Source organism: Streptomyces deserti (assembly GCF_054782695.1).
The window spans coordinates 15,212-32,243 of record NZ_BAAGRZ010000041.1 but is presented as its reverse complement, the minus strand read 5'-3'; the positions used below and the strand labels follow the sequence as shown (position 1 = coordinate 32,243).

General features: G+C 72.0%; 14 protein-coding genes. 13 read left to right on the top strand and 1 reads right to left on the bottom strand.

Annotation, left to right across the window (positions count from 1 at the left end; translation table 11 throughout):
• Positions 1 to 80: 80 nt before the first annotated feature.
• The gene (locus tag ACYVMZ_RS36130; protein WP_461087119.1) at positions 81 to 1,022 is read left to right on the top strand and encodes a 5-dehydro-4-deoxyglucarate dehydratase; all 942 of its coding nucleotides are present in this window, start codon (positions 81 to 83) and stop codon (positions 1,020 to 1,022) included.
• A complete protein-coding gene (locus ACYVMZ_RS36125; protein ID WP_461087118.1) occupies positions 1,019 to 2,182 on the top strand; it encodes a hypothetical protein in 1,164 nt (387 codons plus the stop codon). The genes ACYVMZ_RS36130 and ACYVMZ_RS36125 overlap by 4 nt, the downstream gene beginning before the upstream one ends.
• Here ACYVMZ_RS36125 and ACYVMZ_RS36120 read toward each other — a convergent pair.
• Positions 2,119 to 3,366: an MFS transporter gene (locus tag ACYVMZ_RS36120; RefSeq protein WP_461087117.1), complete on the bottom strand. Its 1,248-nt coding sequence runs from the start codon at positions 3,364 to 3,366 to the stop codon at positions 2,119 to 2,121. The two genes, ACYVMZ_RS36125 and ACYVMZ_RS36120, sit on opposite strands and share 64 nt — an antisense overlap.
• A 630-nt stretch (positions 3,367 to 3,996) precedes the next feature.
• On the opposite strand from ACYVMZ_RS36120, the gene ACYVMZ_RS36115 reads away from it, so the two are divergent.
• The 11 genes from ACYVMZ_RS36115 (at position 3,997) to ACYVMZ_RS36065 (ending at position 17,032) form a co-directional block, all read left to right on the top strand.
• Positions 3,997 to 4,596: a TIGR03086 family metal-binding protein gene (locus ACYVMZ_RS36115; RefSeq protein WP_461087131.1), complete on the top strand. Its 600-nt coding sequence runs from the start codon at positions 3,997 to 3,999 to the stop codon at positions 4,594 to 4,596.
• Between the two features lie 272 nt (positions 4,597 to 4,868).
• Complete coding sequence (locus ACYVMZ_RS36110) at positions 4,869 to 5,537, top strand: GntR family transcriptional regulator (RefSeq protein WP_461087116.1); 669 nt, start codon at positions 4,869 to 4,871, stop codon at positions 5,535 to 5,537.
• Positions 5,534 to 6,442, top strand: a complete 909-nt coding sequence (locus ACYVMZ_RS36105; protein ID WP_461087115.1) for a dihydrodipicolinate synthase family protein — start codon at positions 5,534 to 5,536, stop codon at positions 6,440 to 6,442. The genes ACYVMZ_RS36110 and ACYVMZ_RS36105 overlap by 4 nt, the downstream gene beginning before the upstream one ends.
• Positions 6,439 to 8,178: an L-arabinonate dehydratase gene (gene araD / locus ACYVMZ_RS36100; RefSeq protein ID WP_461087114.1), complete on the top strand. Its 1,740-nt coding sequence runs from the start codon at positions 6,439 to 6,441 to the stop codon at positions 8,176 to 8,178. Before ACYVMZ_RS36105 ends, araD begins: the two co-directional genes overlap by 4 nt.
• Positions 8,179 to 8,318: 140 nt before the next feature.
• Positions 8,319 to 9,254, top strand: coding sequence for a carbohydrate ABC transporter permease (locus ACYVMZ_RS36095; RefSeq protein ID WP_461087113.1), 936 nt, complete (start codon positions 8,319 to 8,321; stop codon positions 9,252 to 9,254).
• A complete protein-coding gene (locus ACYVMZ_RS36090; RefSeq protein WP_461087112.1) occupies positions 9,251 to 10,150 on the top strand; it encodes a carbohydrate ABC transporter permease in 900 nt (299 codons plus the stop codon). Before ACYVMZ_RS36095 ends, ACYVMZ_RS36090 begins: the two co-directional genes overlap by 4 nt.
• Positions 10,147 to 11,439, top strand: a complete 1,293-nt coding sequence (locus tag ACYVMZ_RS36085) for a pectate lyase family protein (protein ID WP_461087111.1) — start codon at positions 10,147 to 10,149, stop codon at positions 11,437 to 11,439. The genes ACYVMZ_RS36090 and ACYVMZ_RS36085 overlap by 4 nt, the downstream gene beginning before the upstream one ends.
• Before the next feature lie 20 nt (positions 11,440 to 11,459).
• Positions 11,460 to 12,671: a Gfo/Idh/MocA family protein gene (locus ACYVMZ_RS36080; protein ID WP_461087130.1), complete on the top strand. Its 1,212-nt coding sequence runs from the start codon at positions 11,460 to 11,462 to the stop codon at positions 12,669 to 12,671.
• Entirely contained in the window at positions 12,668 to 13,513 is an 846-nt protein-coding gene (locus ACYVMZ_RS36075) for a DUF6807 domain-containing protein (protein ID WP_461087110.1), read from the top strand. Before ACYVMZ_RS36080 ends, ACYVMZ_RS36075 begins: the two co-directional genes overlap by 4 nt.
• Positions 13,510 to 15,018, top strand: coding sequence for a glycoside hydrolase family 43 protein (locus tag ACYVMZ_RS36070; RefSeq protein ID WP_461087109.1), 1,509 nt, complete (start codon positions 13,510 to 13,512; stop codon positions 15,016 to 15,018). Before ACYVMZ_RS36075 ends, ACYVMZ_RS36070 begins: the two co-directional genes overlap by 4 nt.
• Before the next feature lie 25 nt (positions 15,019 to 15,043).
• Positions 15,044 to 17,032 carry a pectinesterase family protein gene (locus tag ACYVMZ_RS36065; RefSeq protein ID WP_461087108.1) on the top strand — a complete coding sequence of 663 codons (1,989 nt, stop codon included), beginning with the start codon at positions 15,044 to 15,046 and terminating at the stop codon, positions 17,030 to 17,032.

Below are 17,032 nucleotides of genomic sequence, written 5' to 3'. Positions count from 1 at the left end.
ACCGGCCTCAGGGGAGCGCTTTAGCGTGAGTCTGTTCAGAAATGTAGACGCAGATCATGAATATGGAACCGGGAGCGCCCGTGACGTCAGCCCCTCTCGCCGCTCGACTCCGTATCCCCAGCGGGCCGCTGTTCTTCCCGGTCACCGCCTACGGCCCCGACGGCTCCGTCGACCTCGAGACGTACCGCACGCACGTGCGCCGCGGGGTCGAGGCCGGGGCCGCCGCCGTGTTCGCCTGCTGCGGCACCGGTGAGTTCCACGCGCTCGCGCCCGAGGAGTTCGAGGCGTGCGTCCGGGCTGCCGTCGAGGCGACCGAGGGGCGCGTCCCGGTCGTCGCGGGCGCCGGGTACGGCACCGCGCTCGCCGTGCGCTACGCCCGGCTCGCCGAGGCCGCCGGGGCGGACGGGCTGCTCGCGATGCCGCCGTACCTCGTCGTCGCCGCTCAGGAGGGGCTCCTGCGGCACTACCGCGAGGTGGCCGCCGCGACCTCCCTGCCGGTCATCGTCTACCAGCGCGACAACGCCGTGTTCACCCCGGAGACCGCCGTCGAACTGGCCCGCACCGAGAGGATCATCGGCCTCAAGGACGGGCTCGGCGACCTCGACCTCATGCAGCGCGTCGTCAGCGCCGTCCGCACCGAGGTCCCCGGCGACTTCCTCTACTTCAACGGGCTGCCGACCGCCGAGCAGACCCAGCTCGCCTACCGGGCCATCGGCATCACGCTCTACTCGTCCGCCGTGTTCTGCTTCGCGCCCGAGATCGCCGTCGCCTTCTACGAGGCACTGGGCGCCGACGACGAGGCCACTGTGCGGCGCCTCCTGGACGGCTTCTACCGGCCCTTCGTCGAACTGCGCGCCCAGGGCCGCGGCTACGCCGTCTCCCTCGTCAAGGCGGGCGTACGGCTGCGCGGGCTGGACGTGGGGGAGGTGCGGCCCCCGCTGCACGAGCCGACCGAGGATCATGTCAAGCAGCTCGCTCAGGTGATCGAGCGTGGATACGCGCTGCTCGAGGAGGCCATGTGAAGGCGTCGGCATTCGTCTACCCCTGGGACGTCAACGGGGACCCGGAGGCACCCGCGCGGATCGCCGGGCTCGGTGTGGAACAGGTGACGCTCGCCGCCGCCTACCACTCCACGCGCGCGCTCACGCCCCGCCACCCGCGCCACCGCGTCGTCACCGCCGAGCACACCGCCGTGCTGTATCCGGCGGACGAGCGCTGGGACGGGCGTGAGCTCCGCCCCTACGCTGCCGGTGACTGGGCGCCCGGGGACGCCTTCGGCGCGGCGGCCGGCGCGCTCTCGGACGCCGGGCTGGAGGTGCACACCTGGGTCGTGCTCGCGCACAACTCCCGCCTGGGCGCGGAGCATCCGCACACCTCGGTCGTCAACGCCTACGGCGACCGCTACCCGTGGGCGCCGTGCATCGCGCAGCCCGCCACGCGCGCGTACCTGATCGATCTGGCGGCGGAGGCGGCGGTACGCCCCGGCGCGAGCGGCACCGAGCTGGAGTCCCTCGGCTGGTACGGCCTCCAGCACCTGCACGCCCACGACAAGACCGGCGGGGTCGGCCTCGGGGACGCCGGGCAGTACCTGATGGCGCTGTGCTTCTGCCCGGCCTGCCGGGAGGGGTACGGGCGACACGGCCTGGACCCCGACGAGCTGGCCGCCGACGTGCGGACCGCGCTGGAGCCGGTGTGGCAGGGGGCGCCCTCGGACGGGGGCTGGGCAGGCGTCGAGAAGCTCCTGGGCACAGCCACGGCCGCCGCCACGCGCGCGTGGCGCGACGAGACCGCCCGCTCCCTCCAGGAGGCGGCGGTCGCCGCGGTCCGCGCGGCCGCACCAAAAGGCTTCCAGGTGCTGCTGCACGCGGACCCGGTGTCGTACCACTGCGGCGCGAACCCCGGCGTGGACCCGGCGCACATCCTGTCCGTCGCGGACGGCGTGGTCGTGCCCTGTGCGGGCGGTACGGGGCTGCTGACGCCGTTCGTGGAGCAGGGGCGCGAGGGCGCCGTCGTCGCCGCCAATTTCACGATCGTCTCCGGAATGGGCGGCAGCCCGGACACCCTGGCGGCGGACGCGGCACGCGCGCGTGGGCTCGGGGCGACGGAGGTCCGGCTGTATCACGCCGGGTTGGCGTCGGACGGGGACCTGGCGGCGGTGCGCTCGGCGCTCGCCGGGCTCTGAGCCAGTGCCACCGCCGTCACCAGCAGCGCCCCTCCCGAGGCGGCCAACAGCAGCCGGAGGTCGACGAGTTCGACCAGGGCCGCGCCCACGGCCAGCCCGATCACGTTGGGCGTGAGGACCAGGGTGTCGGCGGTGGCGGTGACCCGGCCCAGCAGATGCCCCGGCGTCCGGCGCTGCACGGCGGTCAGCGTGGCGATCAGCACGCAGGGCAGCCCGGCACCGATCGCCGCGCTGGAGGCCAGGGCCACCGGGTCGGACGGCACCGCCCGCAGCGCGATCGCCACGGCCAGCAGGGCGACGCCGTACGCCGCGAAACGCCGCTCGCCCAGGCGGCGCAGGGCGGGACCGGACAGCAGGCCGAGCGCCACGGAACCGGCGCCCTGGACGGCGTACAGCACACCGGCGTAGGTGGGGGCGTGCCCCAGGGCCTCGACGACGGCGTAGCTCAGTGCCCCGCTCACGCCGGCGCACAGCATCGTGGCGCCGCCGGCCAGGGCCAGGGCGCGGAGCGTGGGGTGTTCCCACAGGTACCGGGCTCCCTCGGCCGTCTGGGCCCAGCGGCCGTCGGCGGGCGGCCCGGGCTTGTCCTCCCGTACGCGCAGGGCCGCGTACAGCGCGGTGGCGAGGACGAACGTGACCGCGTCCAGCAGGGCCACACCGGCCCCGCCGTACGCCGCGTAGACGCCCGCGCCCGCCAGCGGGGCCAACAGTTTCATACCCTCGGCGGCCGTCATCCGCAGCCCGTTGAAGTCGCCGAGCAGGGACCGGTCCACGGCGGCGGCGACCAGCGCCGACTCGGCCGCGTCGTGGACGACGCCCGCCGCGCCGTACACGAACAGCACGGCGAACAGCAGCCACACGCCGTCTGGGGAGTCGACGGTGAAGAGGGTGAGCAGGAGCAGGGCCAGGAGCAGGTTCGTGGCGATCAGCAGCGGCTTGCGACGGGTGCGGTCCGCGATCGTGCCCAGCAGCGGGCCCGCCAGGGTCGGCGCCCACATCGCCAGCATGCACAGCGCGGCCAGCCCGTCCGAGCCGGTGAGGTCCTTGACCCACACCCCCGACGCCAGCCACAGCGCCGAGGTGCCGAAGCCGGAGACCACCACGCCGCAGAGGTAGAGCCCCGCGTCGCGGTCCCGCAGGACACGCACCACGGCCCAGGGCGTCTTCGTGTTCGTCCTTGTCATGCCTGGTCATCGTGGGGCTAAGGAGCGGGGGTGGGGATCGGGCAGGTGCCCTATAAAAAGGCGCCTTCACGGCGGCGCGACCGCGCCGCCACCGTGGGACGCATGCCGCACCCCGCCCTGCGCAGGCCCGCCGACCTCGGCCCGTACGCCGCCGCCCACGCGGTCCTGCTCCGCACGATGACCGCCGACGCCGAGCCCTGGACCCGCGTCGAGGCGGCGCACGCCCTGTGGGCCGCGACCGGCGACACCGAGAGCACCGTCCCGGCCCTGACGACTGCCGTGCGGGGCCTGGCCCAGGGCACCTGCCTGCCGGTCGCGCTCCCCGCGGTGCGCCACCTGACCCGGATCGGCCGCGCCGCCCGGCCCGCCGCCCACCTCCTGCGCGGCGTACCGGCCCTCGACCGGCGGCTCCGCAGCAGCGGCGGCCGGCGAGGCTTCACGCAGGACGAGACCATCCGGGCCGCCGTCGCCGAGCTGCTCGCCGTGTGGACTGACCCGCCGTGGTCACCGGCGAGCCGAGCACCGTACCCAGCGGATGGCGCTCATGGCGGCGACGGGTTCGGTCCGGCGATGAGTTCCGCGGCCGCCGGCGGTCCACCCCTCAGGACCGCAAACCCTGAGGAGCCCCGCATGACGGACACGACCCCGACCCTCGACCTCGGACCGCAGACCGCGGTCCTGGCCCGCCTCGCCGACGGCGTCACCGACGAGCAGCTGGCGGACCCGACGCCCTGTCCGCAGTACGCGGTGCGCAACCTGCTGGGCCACCTGGCCGGGCTGGCCGCCGCCTTCCGTGACGCCGGGCGCAAGGACCTGGGGGTCACGACCGACACCAGCCCGGAGGTCGCCGTGCCCGACATCGGGACCGGCTGGCGCGAGGAGCTGCCGAAGGTGCTGGACGAGCTCGCCGAGGCCTGGCGGGACCCGGCCGCCTGGACCGGCATGACCCGCGCCGGGGGTGTGGACCTGCCCGGCGAGGTCGCGGGCCTCGTGGCGACCGACGAGCTGGTGATCCACGGCTGGGACCTGGCCCGCGCGACCGGCCAGGACTACGCCCCCGATCCCGCCGCACTCCAGGCGTGCCACGCCTTCCTCGCCGCGGCCGCCGACGACCCCGACCGGGGCGGCGGCATCTTCGGCCCCGTCGTCCCCGTCGAGGCCGACGCCCCGCTCCTCGATCGGGCGGTGGGGCTGAGCGGGCGGGACCCGGCCTGGACGCGGCCCGCGTAGGTCAGTGGGGGCGTGGGTGAGCCGGCGCCCGTAGGGCCGGGCCTGGGACGTTCGCGGAGTTGCAGCGGCACACCGGCCGGGCGCGGCTCACCGCCGTATGGATCTCGCATCCGCAGGCAACCACAACTTCCTTTGTCAGAAGCATTGACGAAACACAGGGCCGCTCCTACGGTCATCGCGTCGTACTTCGTACGTCATATATGAGACGCGATACGCGAGATCAGATACGCGATCGACCTGCTGATGTGATCGACGAGATCCGAGAGGCGCGCATGACCTCTGTGCCCACGCCGATCCCCTCCCGCACGCAGTTCGTGCTGGAGGAGATCAAACGCCGCATCCTGACCGGGCAGTTGACGCCGGGCCAGGCCCTGGTCGAGACCGAGCTCGCCGCACAGTTCGGGGTGTCCAAGACCCCGGTGCGCGAGGCGCTCAAGACCCTGGCCGGCACCGGACTGGTCGTGATGAGCCAGTACAAGGGCGTCACGGTGCGCATGGTGGACGCGGACATGGCGCGCGAGGTCTACGACGTGCGGCTGCTGCTGGAGCCCGAGGCGCTCAAGCGCGCGGTGTGGCGCGGGGCCTCCCTGGATGCCGCCCGCTCCGCGCTGACCCGGGCGGACGCGGCCACCGACACCGCCGAACGGTCCCTCGCCAACCGGGAGTTCCACCGCGCCCTGTACCTGCCGTGCGGCAACCCGCTGCTCGGCCGGATGCTCGACGAGCTCCGTGACCAGGCCGCTCTCGTCTCCGCCGTCGCCTGGGCCGCCAACCCCTCCTGGGAGCGGGAGGCGAGCGAGCACCGGGAGATCCTGCGGCTCGCGCTCGAAGGGGACGCGGACGGTGCGGGGCGCGCCCTCCACGCCCACATCGCGTCGTTCGTGCAACGGGCCTTCCCCGACGCGCAGGTCGGGGCCCAGGGAGAGGACGGTCAGGCATGACAGCGACGTTCGAGACCCAGCGGGCGGCCCTGGCCGACGTGGTGGCGATCCCGGTGACCCCGTTCGCCGAGGACGGCTCCGTCGAGCAGGACACCTACCGGGCCCTGCTGCGTCGTCTGCTCGACGGTGGCATCACGACCCTCACCCCGAACGGCAACACCGGCGAGTTCTACGCCCTCACCCCCGAAGAGCGCCGTCTGGTCTCGGAGTTGACCGTCGACGAGGCCGGGGACCGGGCCGTCGTCCTGGTCGGGGTCGGCCACGACGTGCCCACCGCCATCGCCTCCGCCCGGCACGCCCGGGACCTCGGCGCCCAGATGCTGATGGTCCACCAGCCCGTCCACCCGTACGTCTCCCAGGCCGGCTGGGTCGACTACCACCGCGCCATCGCCGAGGCCGTGCCCGAGCTGGGCGTCGTCCCGTACATCCGCAACGCACAGCTCGCCGGCGCCCGCCTCGCCGAGCTCGCCGACGCCTGCCCGAATGTCATCGGGGTCAAGTACGCCGTTCCCGACGCCGCCAGGTTCGCGGCCTTCGCGCGCGACGCCGGGCTGGACCGGTTCGTGTGGGTCGCCGGACTCGCCGAGCCGTACGCCCCCTCCTACTTCTCCGCGGGCGCCACCGGCTTCACCTCAGGCCTCGTCAACGTCGCCCCCGCCGTCTCGCTGAACATGATCGAAGCGCTGCGCTCCGGTGACTACCCGGCCGCCATGAAGGTCTGGGAGCAGATCCGCCGCTTCGAGGAACTGCGTGCCGCCAACGGCTCCGCCAACAACGTCACCGTCGTCAAGGAGGCCCTCGCCTCCCTCGGGCTGTGCCGCCGCGAGGTGCGCCCGCCGAGCAAGCCGTTGCCCGAACCCGATCGTGCCGAGGTCGCCGCCATCGCCGCCGGGTGGTCCATATGACCGACACGACCGCCAGGAAGCGTCCCGAGGAGCTCAGAAGCCATCAGTGGTACGGCACCGAAGGGCTGCGCTCCTTCAGCCACCGCGCCCGTACCCGCCAGCTCGGCTACCTGCCCGAGGAGCACCTGGGCAAGCCCGTCATCGCGATCCTCAACACCTGGTCCGACATCAACCCCTGCCACGTCCACCTGCGCGACCGCGCGCAGGCCGTGAAGCGCGGGGTGTGGCAGGCCGGGGGCTTCCCGCTCGAGTTCCCGGTCTCCACGCTCAGTGAGACCTTCCAGAAGCCGACCCCGATGCTCTACCGCAACCTCCTGGCGATGGAGACCGAGGAGCTGCTGCGGTCGTATCCGATCGACGGGGCCGTGCTGATGGGCGGCTGCGACAAGTCCACGCCCGCGCTGCTCATGGGGGCCGCGTCCGTCGACCTGCCGGCCGTGTTCGTGCCGGCCGGGCCCATGCTGCCGGGGCACTGGCGCAACGAGGTGCTCGGTTCCGGCACCGACATGTGGAAGTACTGGGACGACCGCCGCGCCGGCCTCATCGGTGACTGCGAGATGCAGGAGCTGGAGAGCGGCCTGGCCCGCTCGCCCGGCCACTGCATGACCATGGGCACGGCGTCCACGCTCACCGCCGCCGCCGAGGCGCTCGGCGTCACCGTCCCGGGCGCCTCCAGCATCCCGGCCGTCGACTCCGGGCACGACCGGATGGCCGCCAGGGCGGGCATGACCATCGTCGAACTGGTCCACAAGGACCGGAAGCTGAGCGACATCCTCACCGCGGAGGCCTTCGAGGACGCGGTCACCACCGTCCTCGGTCTCGGCGGCTCCACCAACGCCGTGATCCACCTGATCGCCATGGCCGGCCGCGCGGGCGTCAAGCTCACCCTCGACGACTTCGACCGCATCGCCCGCACGGTCCCGGTGCTGGCCAACGTACGGCCCGGCGGACAGACGTACCTGATGGAGGACTTCCACTTCGCGGGCGGCCTGCCCGGGTTCCTCTCCCGGATCCCGGACCTGCTGCACCTGGAGCGGCCCACCGTCGGTCACGACACGATGCGCGAGCAGCTCGCCGGGGCGCAGGTGCACAACGACGACGTCATCCGGCCCCGCGACAACCCGGTCGCGAACGAGGGCGGAGTCGCCGTCCTGCGCGGCAACCTGTGCCCCGACGGCGCCGTCATCAAGCACATCGCCGCCGAGCCGCACCTGCTCAGGCACACCGGCCCCGCAGTCGTCTTCGACGACTACAGGACGATGCAGCGGACCATCAACGACCCGTCCCTGAACATCACCGCCGACAGCGTGCTGGTGCTGCGCAACGCCGGACCCAAGGGCGGCCCGGGCATGCCCGAGTACGGGATGCTGCCCATCCCCGACCACCTGCTCAAGCAGGGCGTGCGGGACATGGTCCGCATCTCCGACGCCCGGATGAGCGGCACGAGTTACGGCGCGTGCGTGCTGCACGTGGCGCCCGAGTCGTACGTCGGCGGACCGCTGGCCCTGGTCAGGACCGGGGACTCGATCACGCTCGACGTCGAGAACCGGATGCTCCGGCTCGACGTGGACGACGAGGAGCTGGAGCGCCGCAGGGCCGAGTGGACCCCGCCGCCCACCCGGTACGAGCGCGGCTACGGCGCGCTCTACAACGAACAGATCACCCAGGCCGACACCGGCTGCGACTTCGAGTTCCTGGCCCGGCCGGGCACGGTGCACGACCCGTACGCGGGCTGAGCCCACCCTCCCCACCCCACCTCACGGGCCGACCGAACTCTGCGCGATGAGAAAGCGCTTCACCCAGACCGAAAGCACAACGCACGACACCGCACGAAGCACCAGACCGCACGACGCACGCACGAGAACGGAGAACAGTCATGGCCCAAGCCGCAGCCGTGGCGAAACCGCCCGCGCCACCGAGGCGGCGCCGTGCCTCCGCCACGCCGCGCAGGCTGCCGTACCTGCTGATCGCCCCGGCCGCCCTGCTCATGCTGGGCTTCATCGCCTACCCGGTCATCAGCGTCTTCTACTACAGCCTGCAGAACTACAACCCCACCAAGCCGTGGCGGAACGGCTACGCGGGCTTCGACAACTTCGTCCACGCCTTCACCGACGACCCCATCTTCTGGGACACCCTCGTCTTCAGCGCCAAGTGGGTCTTCGTCGAGGTCGGCCTCCAGCTGCTGTTCGGGCTCGCGCTGGCCCTCATCGTCAACCAGACCTTCGTGGGCCGGGGGCTGGGGCGCGCCCTGGTGTTCTCGCCGTGGGCCGTCTCCGGCGTGCTGACCTCCGCGATCTGGGTGCTGCTCTACAACTCCCAGACGGGCATCACCCGTTACCTCGCGGACATCGGCATCGGCTCCTACGGCACCAGCTGGCTGTCGGACACCTCGACCGTCTTCCCGGCGGCGATCGTCGCCGACCTGTGGCGCGGTGTGCCCTTCTTCGCGATCCTCATCCTCGCCGACCTGCAGTCCGTCTCGAAGGACCTGTACGAGGCCGCCGAGGTCGACGGGGCGAGCCGGATCAAGCAGTTCTGGCACATCACGCTGCCGCACCTGAAGGACGCCATCATCCTGTCCACACTGCTGCGCGCGGTGTGGGAGTTCAACAACGTCGACCTGCTCTACACGCTGACCGGCGGCGGACCGGCGGGCGAGACCACGACCCTGCCGCTGTACATCGCCAACACCTCGGTCGAGTCCCACAACTTCGGTTACGCGTCGGCCCTGACCACGGTCGCGTTCGTGATCCTGCTCTTCTGCTCGATCGTCTACCTGCGGCTGAGCAAGTTCGGAGGCGAGAACAAGTGATCACCAAGGAGGCCACCAAGGCCGCGCCCGCTCCCGAGCGGGCCGCCCCCGAACCGCCGCGCCCGGCGCGCAGGCACCACCGCGCCTGGGACGAGGCTCCCCGCTGGCAGATCTACCTGCCCCTCGGGATCTACCTGGTCTTCACCCTGATCCCCTTCTACTGGATCCTGCTGTTCGCGCTGCGCCCGGCCGGCTCCACCTCGCTCGTGCCCTGGCCGATCACCTTCGACCACTTCGAGAAGGTGTGGACGGAGCGCAGCTTCGGCACCTACTTCCAGAACAGCGTGCTCGTCGGCGTCGCCACCCTGTTCATGACGACCGTCGTCGCGCTGGCCGGCGGCTACGCCCTCGCCCGGTTCGACTTCAAGATCAAGCGGGCGTTCATGCTGGGCCTGCTGTGCTCCCAGTTCGTGCCGGGCGCGCTGCTGCTGGTCCCGCTGTTCGAGATCTTCGCCGAGCTGCAGATGATCAACTCGCTGGGCAGCGTGATCATCGCCGAGACGGTCTTCCAGCTGCCGCTGTCGATGATCCTGATCAGCAACTTCATCAAGAACGTGCCGTACTCCCTGGAGGAGGCCGCCTGGGTCGACGGCTGCAACCGGATGAAGGCCTTCCGGGTCGTGGTCCTGCCGCTGCTGCGGCCCGGCCTGATCGCCGTCGGCTCCTTCGCCTTCGTGCACTCCTGGAACCACTTCCTGTTCGCCCTGATGTTCCTCAACAACCAGGAGAAGCAGACCATCCCGGTCGGCCTGAACACCCTGATGAGCGCGGACAGCGTCGACCTGGGCGCCCTGGCCGCGGGCGGCATCATCGCGGCCGTACCCGTCGTGATCGTGTTCGCCTTCATTCAGAAGTGGCTGATCACCGGGTTCAGCGCGGGGGCGGTGAAGGGTTGAGACTCCGTCACCTCACCCTGACCACCGCCTTGTTGGGGGTGCTGTGCGTCCCCGCGCAGGCGCAGGCCCGGGACATCAGCCGCGACACCCTGCCCGCCAACGACGGCTGGGCCGCGCACGGCACCGGCACCACCGGCGGCGCCGCGGCCGACGACGCCCACGTGTACACGGTGACCGACCGGGCCGAGCTCGTCCGGGCCCTCGACGGCGGCAGCGACACCCCGAAGATCATCAAGGTCGCCGGGACCATCGACGCCAACACCGACGACGACGGAGACCACCTGGACTGCGCCGACTACGCCACCGGCGGCTACAGCCTGAAGAAGTACCTCGCCGCCTACGACCCCCGCACCTGGGGCTCCGCCAAGCCCAGCGGCCCCCAGGAGGAGGCCCGCCAGGCGTCGGCGGCCCGGCAGGCCGAGCGCGTCGAGCTCACCGTCGGCTCCCACACCACCATCGTCGGGCTCGGCGGCAAGGCCGTCCTCAAGGGCGCCGCCCTCCGGCTCAACGGCGCGCACAACGTCATCATCCGCAACCTCGAACTGCGCGACGCCTACGACTGCTTCCCCGTCTGGCAGCCCAACTCCGGCGGCCTCGGCGACTGGAAGTCCGCGTACGACACGATCTGGCTGCGCGGCGCCACCCACGTCTGGGTCGACCACGTCACGCTCTCCGACAAGGGCCACCCCGACGAGAAGGAACCCACCTACTTCGGCCGCAACTTCCTGCGCCACGACGGCCTGCTGGACATCACCAACGGCTCCGACCTGGTGACCGTGTCCTGGAGCCGGTTCGCCGACCACGACAAGGCGATGCTCATCGGCAACAGCGACTCACTGACCAGTGACCGCGGCCGGCTCCGGGTCACCCTGCACCACAACGAGTTCGAGTCCGTCGTCCAGCGCGCCCCGCGCGTCCGCTTCGGCCAGGTGCACCTCTACAACAACCGGTACGTCGTCCCCGAGGACGCCCACGACTACCGCTACTCCCTCGGCGTCTCGACCGAATCCGCCCTCTACGCCGAGAACAACGCCTTCACCACGCCCGGCCACGTCGAGGCCGCCGACCTGGTCAAGAGCTGGAACGGCAGCGCCCTGCACCAGTCCGGCACCCTCTTCAACGGCTACGAGGTCGACCTGCTCGCCATCCACAACGCCTACAACTCGGGCAGCGAGCGCGACCTGACGGCCGACGTCGGCTGGACACCGACCCTGCACACGACGATCGACAGCGCCGCGGCGGCCGACCGAGCCGTGGCCCGCGGCGCGGGAGCGGGGAGGATCCCATGACCGGTCCCAGGATCGACTCCATGAGCGAACCCCAGAACGAGTCCCAGAGGGAAGCCTGGAGCGAACCGCTGAGCACGCCCGTACCCGTCGTCCTCGCCGGCGCCCGAGGCCACGGCCGCTGGCACGTCGAGAACATCCGCCGCCTGCAGACGAAGGGCCTCGTCCGGCTGGCCGGCGTCTGCGAGCTCACCCCGCTCGGCGCGGAGGAACTCGACGGCCTGGGCACGCCCGAGCAGTCCGCCGACTTCGGCGCCCTCCTCGACTCGACCGGCGCCCGGATCGCCGTGATCTGCACGCCGATCCCGACCCACACCGACCTCGCGCTCACGGCCGCCGAGCGGGGTGTGCACATCCTGCTCGAGAAGCCCCCGGCGCCGTCGTACGCCGAGTTCCGGCGCATGGCCGACGGGGTCGCCGAGGCCGGTGTCGCCTGCCAGATCGGGTTCCAGTCGCTGGGCTCGCACGCCCTGCCCGCGATCCGCGAGCTCGTCGCCCAGGGCGCGATCGGCCAGCTGGTCGGGCTCGGCGGGGCCGGTGCCTGGGTGCGTGACGAGGCCTACTTCCGCCGGGCGCCCTGGGCGGGCAAACGGCGGCTGAACGGCGCAGACGTGGTCGACGGGGCGCTGACCAACCCCCTCGCGCACGCCGTCGCCACCGCCCTCGCGCTCGGCGGCAGCACCCGCGCCGAGGACGTCACCGGCATCGAGACCGAGCTGCTGCGCGCCAACGCCATCGAGTCCGACGACACCTCCTGCGTCCGCGTCACCACCGCGCAGGGCCACCCGGTCACCGTCGCCGCGACCCTGTGCGCCGAGCGCAACGACGAGCCGTACGTCCTCGTGCACGGCAGCAGCGGCCGGATCACCTTCTGGTACAAGCAGGACCGGGTGCTGCTCCAGCGCGCGGACCACGGCCCGGAGGAGTTCGAGTACGGCCGCACCGACCTGCTGGAGAACCTCGTCGCGCACCTCACCACCGGGGCCGACCTGCTGGTGACTCCCGACGAGACCGGCGCCTTCATGAAGGTCGTGGAGGCGATCCGGCAGGCCCCCGACCCGGCCCCGCTGCCGGAGAGCGCCTGGCACCGGATCCCCGGTGAGAACCGTCGCGTCGTGCCCGGCATCGACGGACTCGTCGCGGCCGCCGCCGACACCCTCTCCCTCTACTCCGAGCTGGGCGCCCCCTGGGCCATGGCCGCGGAGCACCTGTCGAAAGAGGTGAGCGCCCGATGAGCGGCAACGACACCGCGGTGCTGCGGGTCGCGGGCCGACCGGTCGGCCGGTACGTCACCCGGCCCGAGCTTCCGGCGCGCCTGTCCCCGCGCCCGTACCTGCACCCCGTCACCACCCTGGCCGGTACGGCGGTCACCGAGCTCAGCCCCGCCGACCACACACACCACCTCGGCGTCGGTGTCGCCGTTCCCGACGTCGAGGGGCACAACTTCTGGGGCGGACGCACCTTCGTCCGCGACCAGGGCCCCACCGAGCTGGACAACCACGGCTCCCAGCGGCACACCACCTTCCAGCTGCGCGACCCCGACGGCTTCGTGGAGGAGCTGCGCTGGGTGGCCGAGGGCGCCGAGCTGCTGCGCGAGCGCCGTACGGTCGCGGCCACCGAACTCACCGACGCCGCCTGGGCGCTGGACCTGACGTTCTCCCTCACCAACGTCACCCCGGACCCGCTGTCCATCGGCAGTCCGGCGACGAACGGACGGCCCGGCGCGGCCTACGGCGGCTTCTTCTGGCGCGCCCGCAAGGAGGCCGACGCCCCAGACGTCTTCACCGCGGACGCCGAGGGCGAGGCCCAGGTCCACGGCACGCGCGCCGACTGGCTCGCGCTCGCCGGCTCCACCTGGACGCTGGTCTTCGCCGGGGCCACGGACGCCACCCGCCGGGACCCGTGGTTCGTGCGCACCGCCGAGTACCCGGGGGTGGGGTCGTCGCTGGCGTACGACGAGCGGCTGCCGATCCCGCCCGGCGAGACCGTCGTCCGCCGCGTCGTCACCGTCGTCGCCGACGGCCGCCTCGACCGGGACACGGCCTCCGCCCTCGTCCGCAAGGCGGTGAGCCCATGACCGCCGAGACCTACCGCAACCCGATCCTCGACGCCGACTGGTCCGACCCGGACGTGATCCGCGTCGGCGACGACTTCTACCTGACCGCCTCCAGCTTCGGCCGCGCCCCCGGCCTGCCGCTGCTGCACTCGCGCGACCTGGTCAACTGGACCCTGGTCGGCCACGCCCTCGAACGCCTCGAACCGGCGGCCGAGTTCGCGACACCCCGCCACGACTGCGGCGTCTGGGCGCCGTCGCTCAGGCATCACGACGACCGCTTCTGGATCTTCTGGGGCGACCCCGACCAGGGCATCTTCCAGATCAACGCACCCGGGATACGCGGCCCCTGGACCCGCCCCCACCTCCTGAAGGAGGGCAAGGGCCTGATCGACCCCTGCCCGCTGTGGGACGACGAGACCGGCGAGGCCTACCTGGTGCACGCCTGGGCCAAGTCCCGCTCCGGCATCAAGAACCGCCTCACCGGCCACCGCATGCACCCCGACGGCACCGCACTCCTGGACGAGGGCAAGGTGATCGTCGACGGCGACCGCATCCCCGGCTGGTTCACCCTCGAAGGACCCAAGCTCTACCAGCACGACGGCTGGTTCTGGATCCTCGCGCCCGCCGGGGGAGTGGAAACCGGCTGGCAGGGCGCCTTCCGCTCGCGCGGCTTCTTCGGGCCGTACGAGGAACGAATCGTCCTGGAGCAGAAGGACACCGACGTCAACGGGCCCCACCAGGGCGGCTGGGTGCGCACCCCGTCCGGCGAGGACTGGTTCCTGCACTTCCAGCAGCGCGGCGCCTACGGCCGGGTCGTGCACCTCCAGCCGATGCGCTGGGGCCCGGACGGCTGGCCCGTCCTCGGTGACGACGGTGCCCCCGTCGCCGAACACCGGCGGCCCGGCCTGCCGCCGCAACCGCCCGCCGCGCCCGCCACCGACGACGACTTCCCCGGCGGACGCTACGGCCGCCAGTGGCAGTGGACCGCCAACCCCCAGGACGGCTGGGCCACCCAGCACTCCGGCGACGGGCTCCGGCTGACCTGCGTGCGCTCGGCCGACGCGCACGACCTGCGCAGACTGCCGAACGTGCTCACTCAGCGGTTGCCCGGCACACCCTGCGCGGCCGAGGTGGAGCTGCGCCTCGACAGCGAGGAGCCGGGCGCGCGGGCCGGACTCGCGGTGCTCGGGGACGCGTTCAGCTGGATCGGGCTCCAGCGGGGCGCGGACGGGACCGTGCACCTCGTGCACCGGTTCGCCGAGGCGGTCGCGGAACGGGAACGCGACGCCGGCCATCCGCGGCTCGCGCCCGAGGGACGGGCCCGGCTGCGGATCGAGATCGGCACCGGCGCGCGCTGCCGCTTCTGCTACGACGTCGGGGACGGACTCCGGCCGTCGGGCCCCGTCTTCGCCGCCACCCCCTGGCGCTGGGTCGGCGCCCTGCTCGGCCTGGTCGCCCTCGCGCCCGCCGGTCAGGGACACGCCGGCGCGGCGACCTTCACACAGTTCCGGATCAGCGCCCTCTGACTCACCTCGCCTGTTGGGAGCCGCAATGACGCACCTCCATAGCAAGCGCTTGCCGAGACCCGGGCACGGCAAAGTCGTGGCCGCCGTGATGGGTCTCGTCGCCGCGTTGGGCCTCGGGGCGATAGGGGACGCCCAGGCCTTGCCCGCCGCTCAGCCGGCACCGGTCGCGGACCGGTGGACCGACCGGCCGCACGGCTTCGCCTCCCTCGCCGGCGGCACCACCGGCGGGGCGGGCGGCAAGGTCGTCACCGTCACCGACCAGGCCTCGCTGGCGAAGTACGCGGCGGCCGAGGAGCCGTACGTCATCCGCGTCAAGGGGGCCATCGAGATGGACCCCTTCGGCAGCGAGATCGCCGTCGGCTCGAACAAGACCGTCATCGGTGTCGGCGACAGCGCCGAGATCGTCCACGGCGGGCTGAACCTCGACCCCGGCACGCACAACGTCATCATCCGCAACCTCACGATCCGCGACACGGCGATCGAGGGCAACTGGGACTGCAAGGACACCGACTTCGACGGCATCCGCCTGGAGTCCGCGCACCACGTGTGGATCGACCACAACCGCTTCTCGCGCACCTGCGACGGCCAGCTCGACATCCGCAAGGACAGCGAGTACGTCACCGTCTCCTACAACCAGTTCACGAACAACAACAAGACCTTCGGCATCGGCTGGACCCCGAACGTCAGGACGCAGATCACCGTCGACCACAACTGGTTCCGGGGCACCAAGCAGCGCAACCCGTCCGCCGACAACTGCGCCTACGCGCACCTGTACAACAACTACCTGTCGGAGCAGCTGCCGGACGGCGACCCCGTGTGGACGTACGGGAACTGGTCGCGCGGGAAGACCAGGATGGTCATCGAGAACAGCTACTACGACGGCGTCCAGCACCCCTACCAGGCCGATGCCACCGCCGAGTTGGTGCAGCGCGGGTCGATCCTGAAGAACACGACGGGGCGGCACGACGAGTGGGGGGCGGCCTTCGACCCCCGTGACTTCTACCGGTACCGGCTGGACCCGGCGGCCGCCGTCCCGGCCCTGGTGAAGCGCTTCTCCGGCCCGCAGAAGCAGATCGGCGACCCGGTGACGCTGCGCGTCCCGGCCGACTACCCGACCGTGCAGTCCGCCGTGGACGCCGTGCCCGACGGCAACGACCTGCCGGTGACGATCGCGATCGCGCCGGGCACGTACCGCGAGAAGGTCGTCATCCCCGCGAGCAAGCCGCAGATCACGCTGCGGGGGACCGGACAGCGCCGCTCCGACACGGTCATCGTCCACAACACACCCGCCGCGTACGGCGGTTCCACGGGGAGCGCGACCGTACGGATCGCCGCGAACGACGTCACCGCGCGGAACCTCACCTTCAGCAACGACTTCGACGAGGCCGCGCACGAGCTCAGCGGCGAGCAGGCGCTGGCGATGAAGACGACCGGCGACCGGATCGTCTTCGAGGACACCGCCTTCCTGGGCAACCAGGACACGCTGATGACCGACAGCCCCAAGCTGACCACCGTCAGCCGGGTCTACATCCGGAACTCCTACATCGAGGGCGATGTCGACTTCATCTACGGGCGGGCCACGACCGTGATCGAGCGGTCGGTGATCCGGGCGCTGAGCCGGGGTTCGGCGACCAACAACGGCTACATCACGGCCGCCTCGACCTGGAAGGGCAACCCGTACGGGTTCCTGATCACCCGGTCGAAGGTCGTCAGCGACGCCCCTGCCGGGACCTTCCACCTGGGCCGGCCCTGGCATCCCGGCGGTGAACCCGACGCGATCGCGCAGGTGCTCATCCGGGACACCGAGCTGCCCGCCGCGATCAAGGCGTCGCCGTGGACCGACATGAGTGGCTTCTCGTGGAAGGACGCGCGGTTCGCCGAGTACCGGAACCACGGGCCCGGGGCGAGTGTCACGGCGGACCGGCCGCAGATGACCGACGCCGACGCCGCGTCGCACACCGTCGCCGACTACCTCGGCGGATCGGACGGCTGGGCCCCGCACGCCCGCCACTGA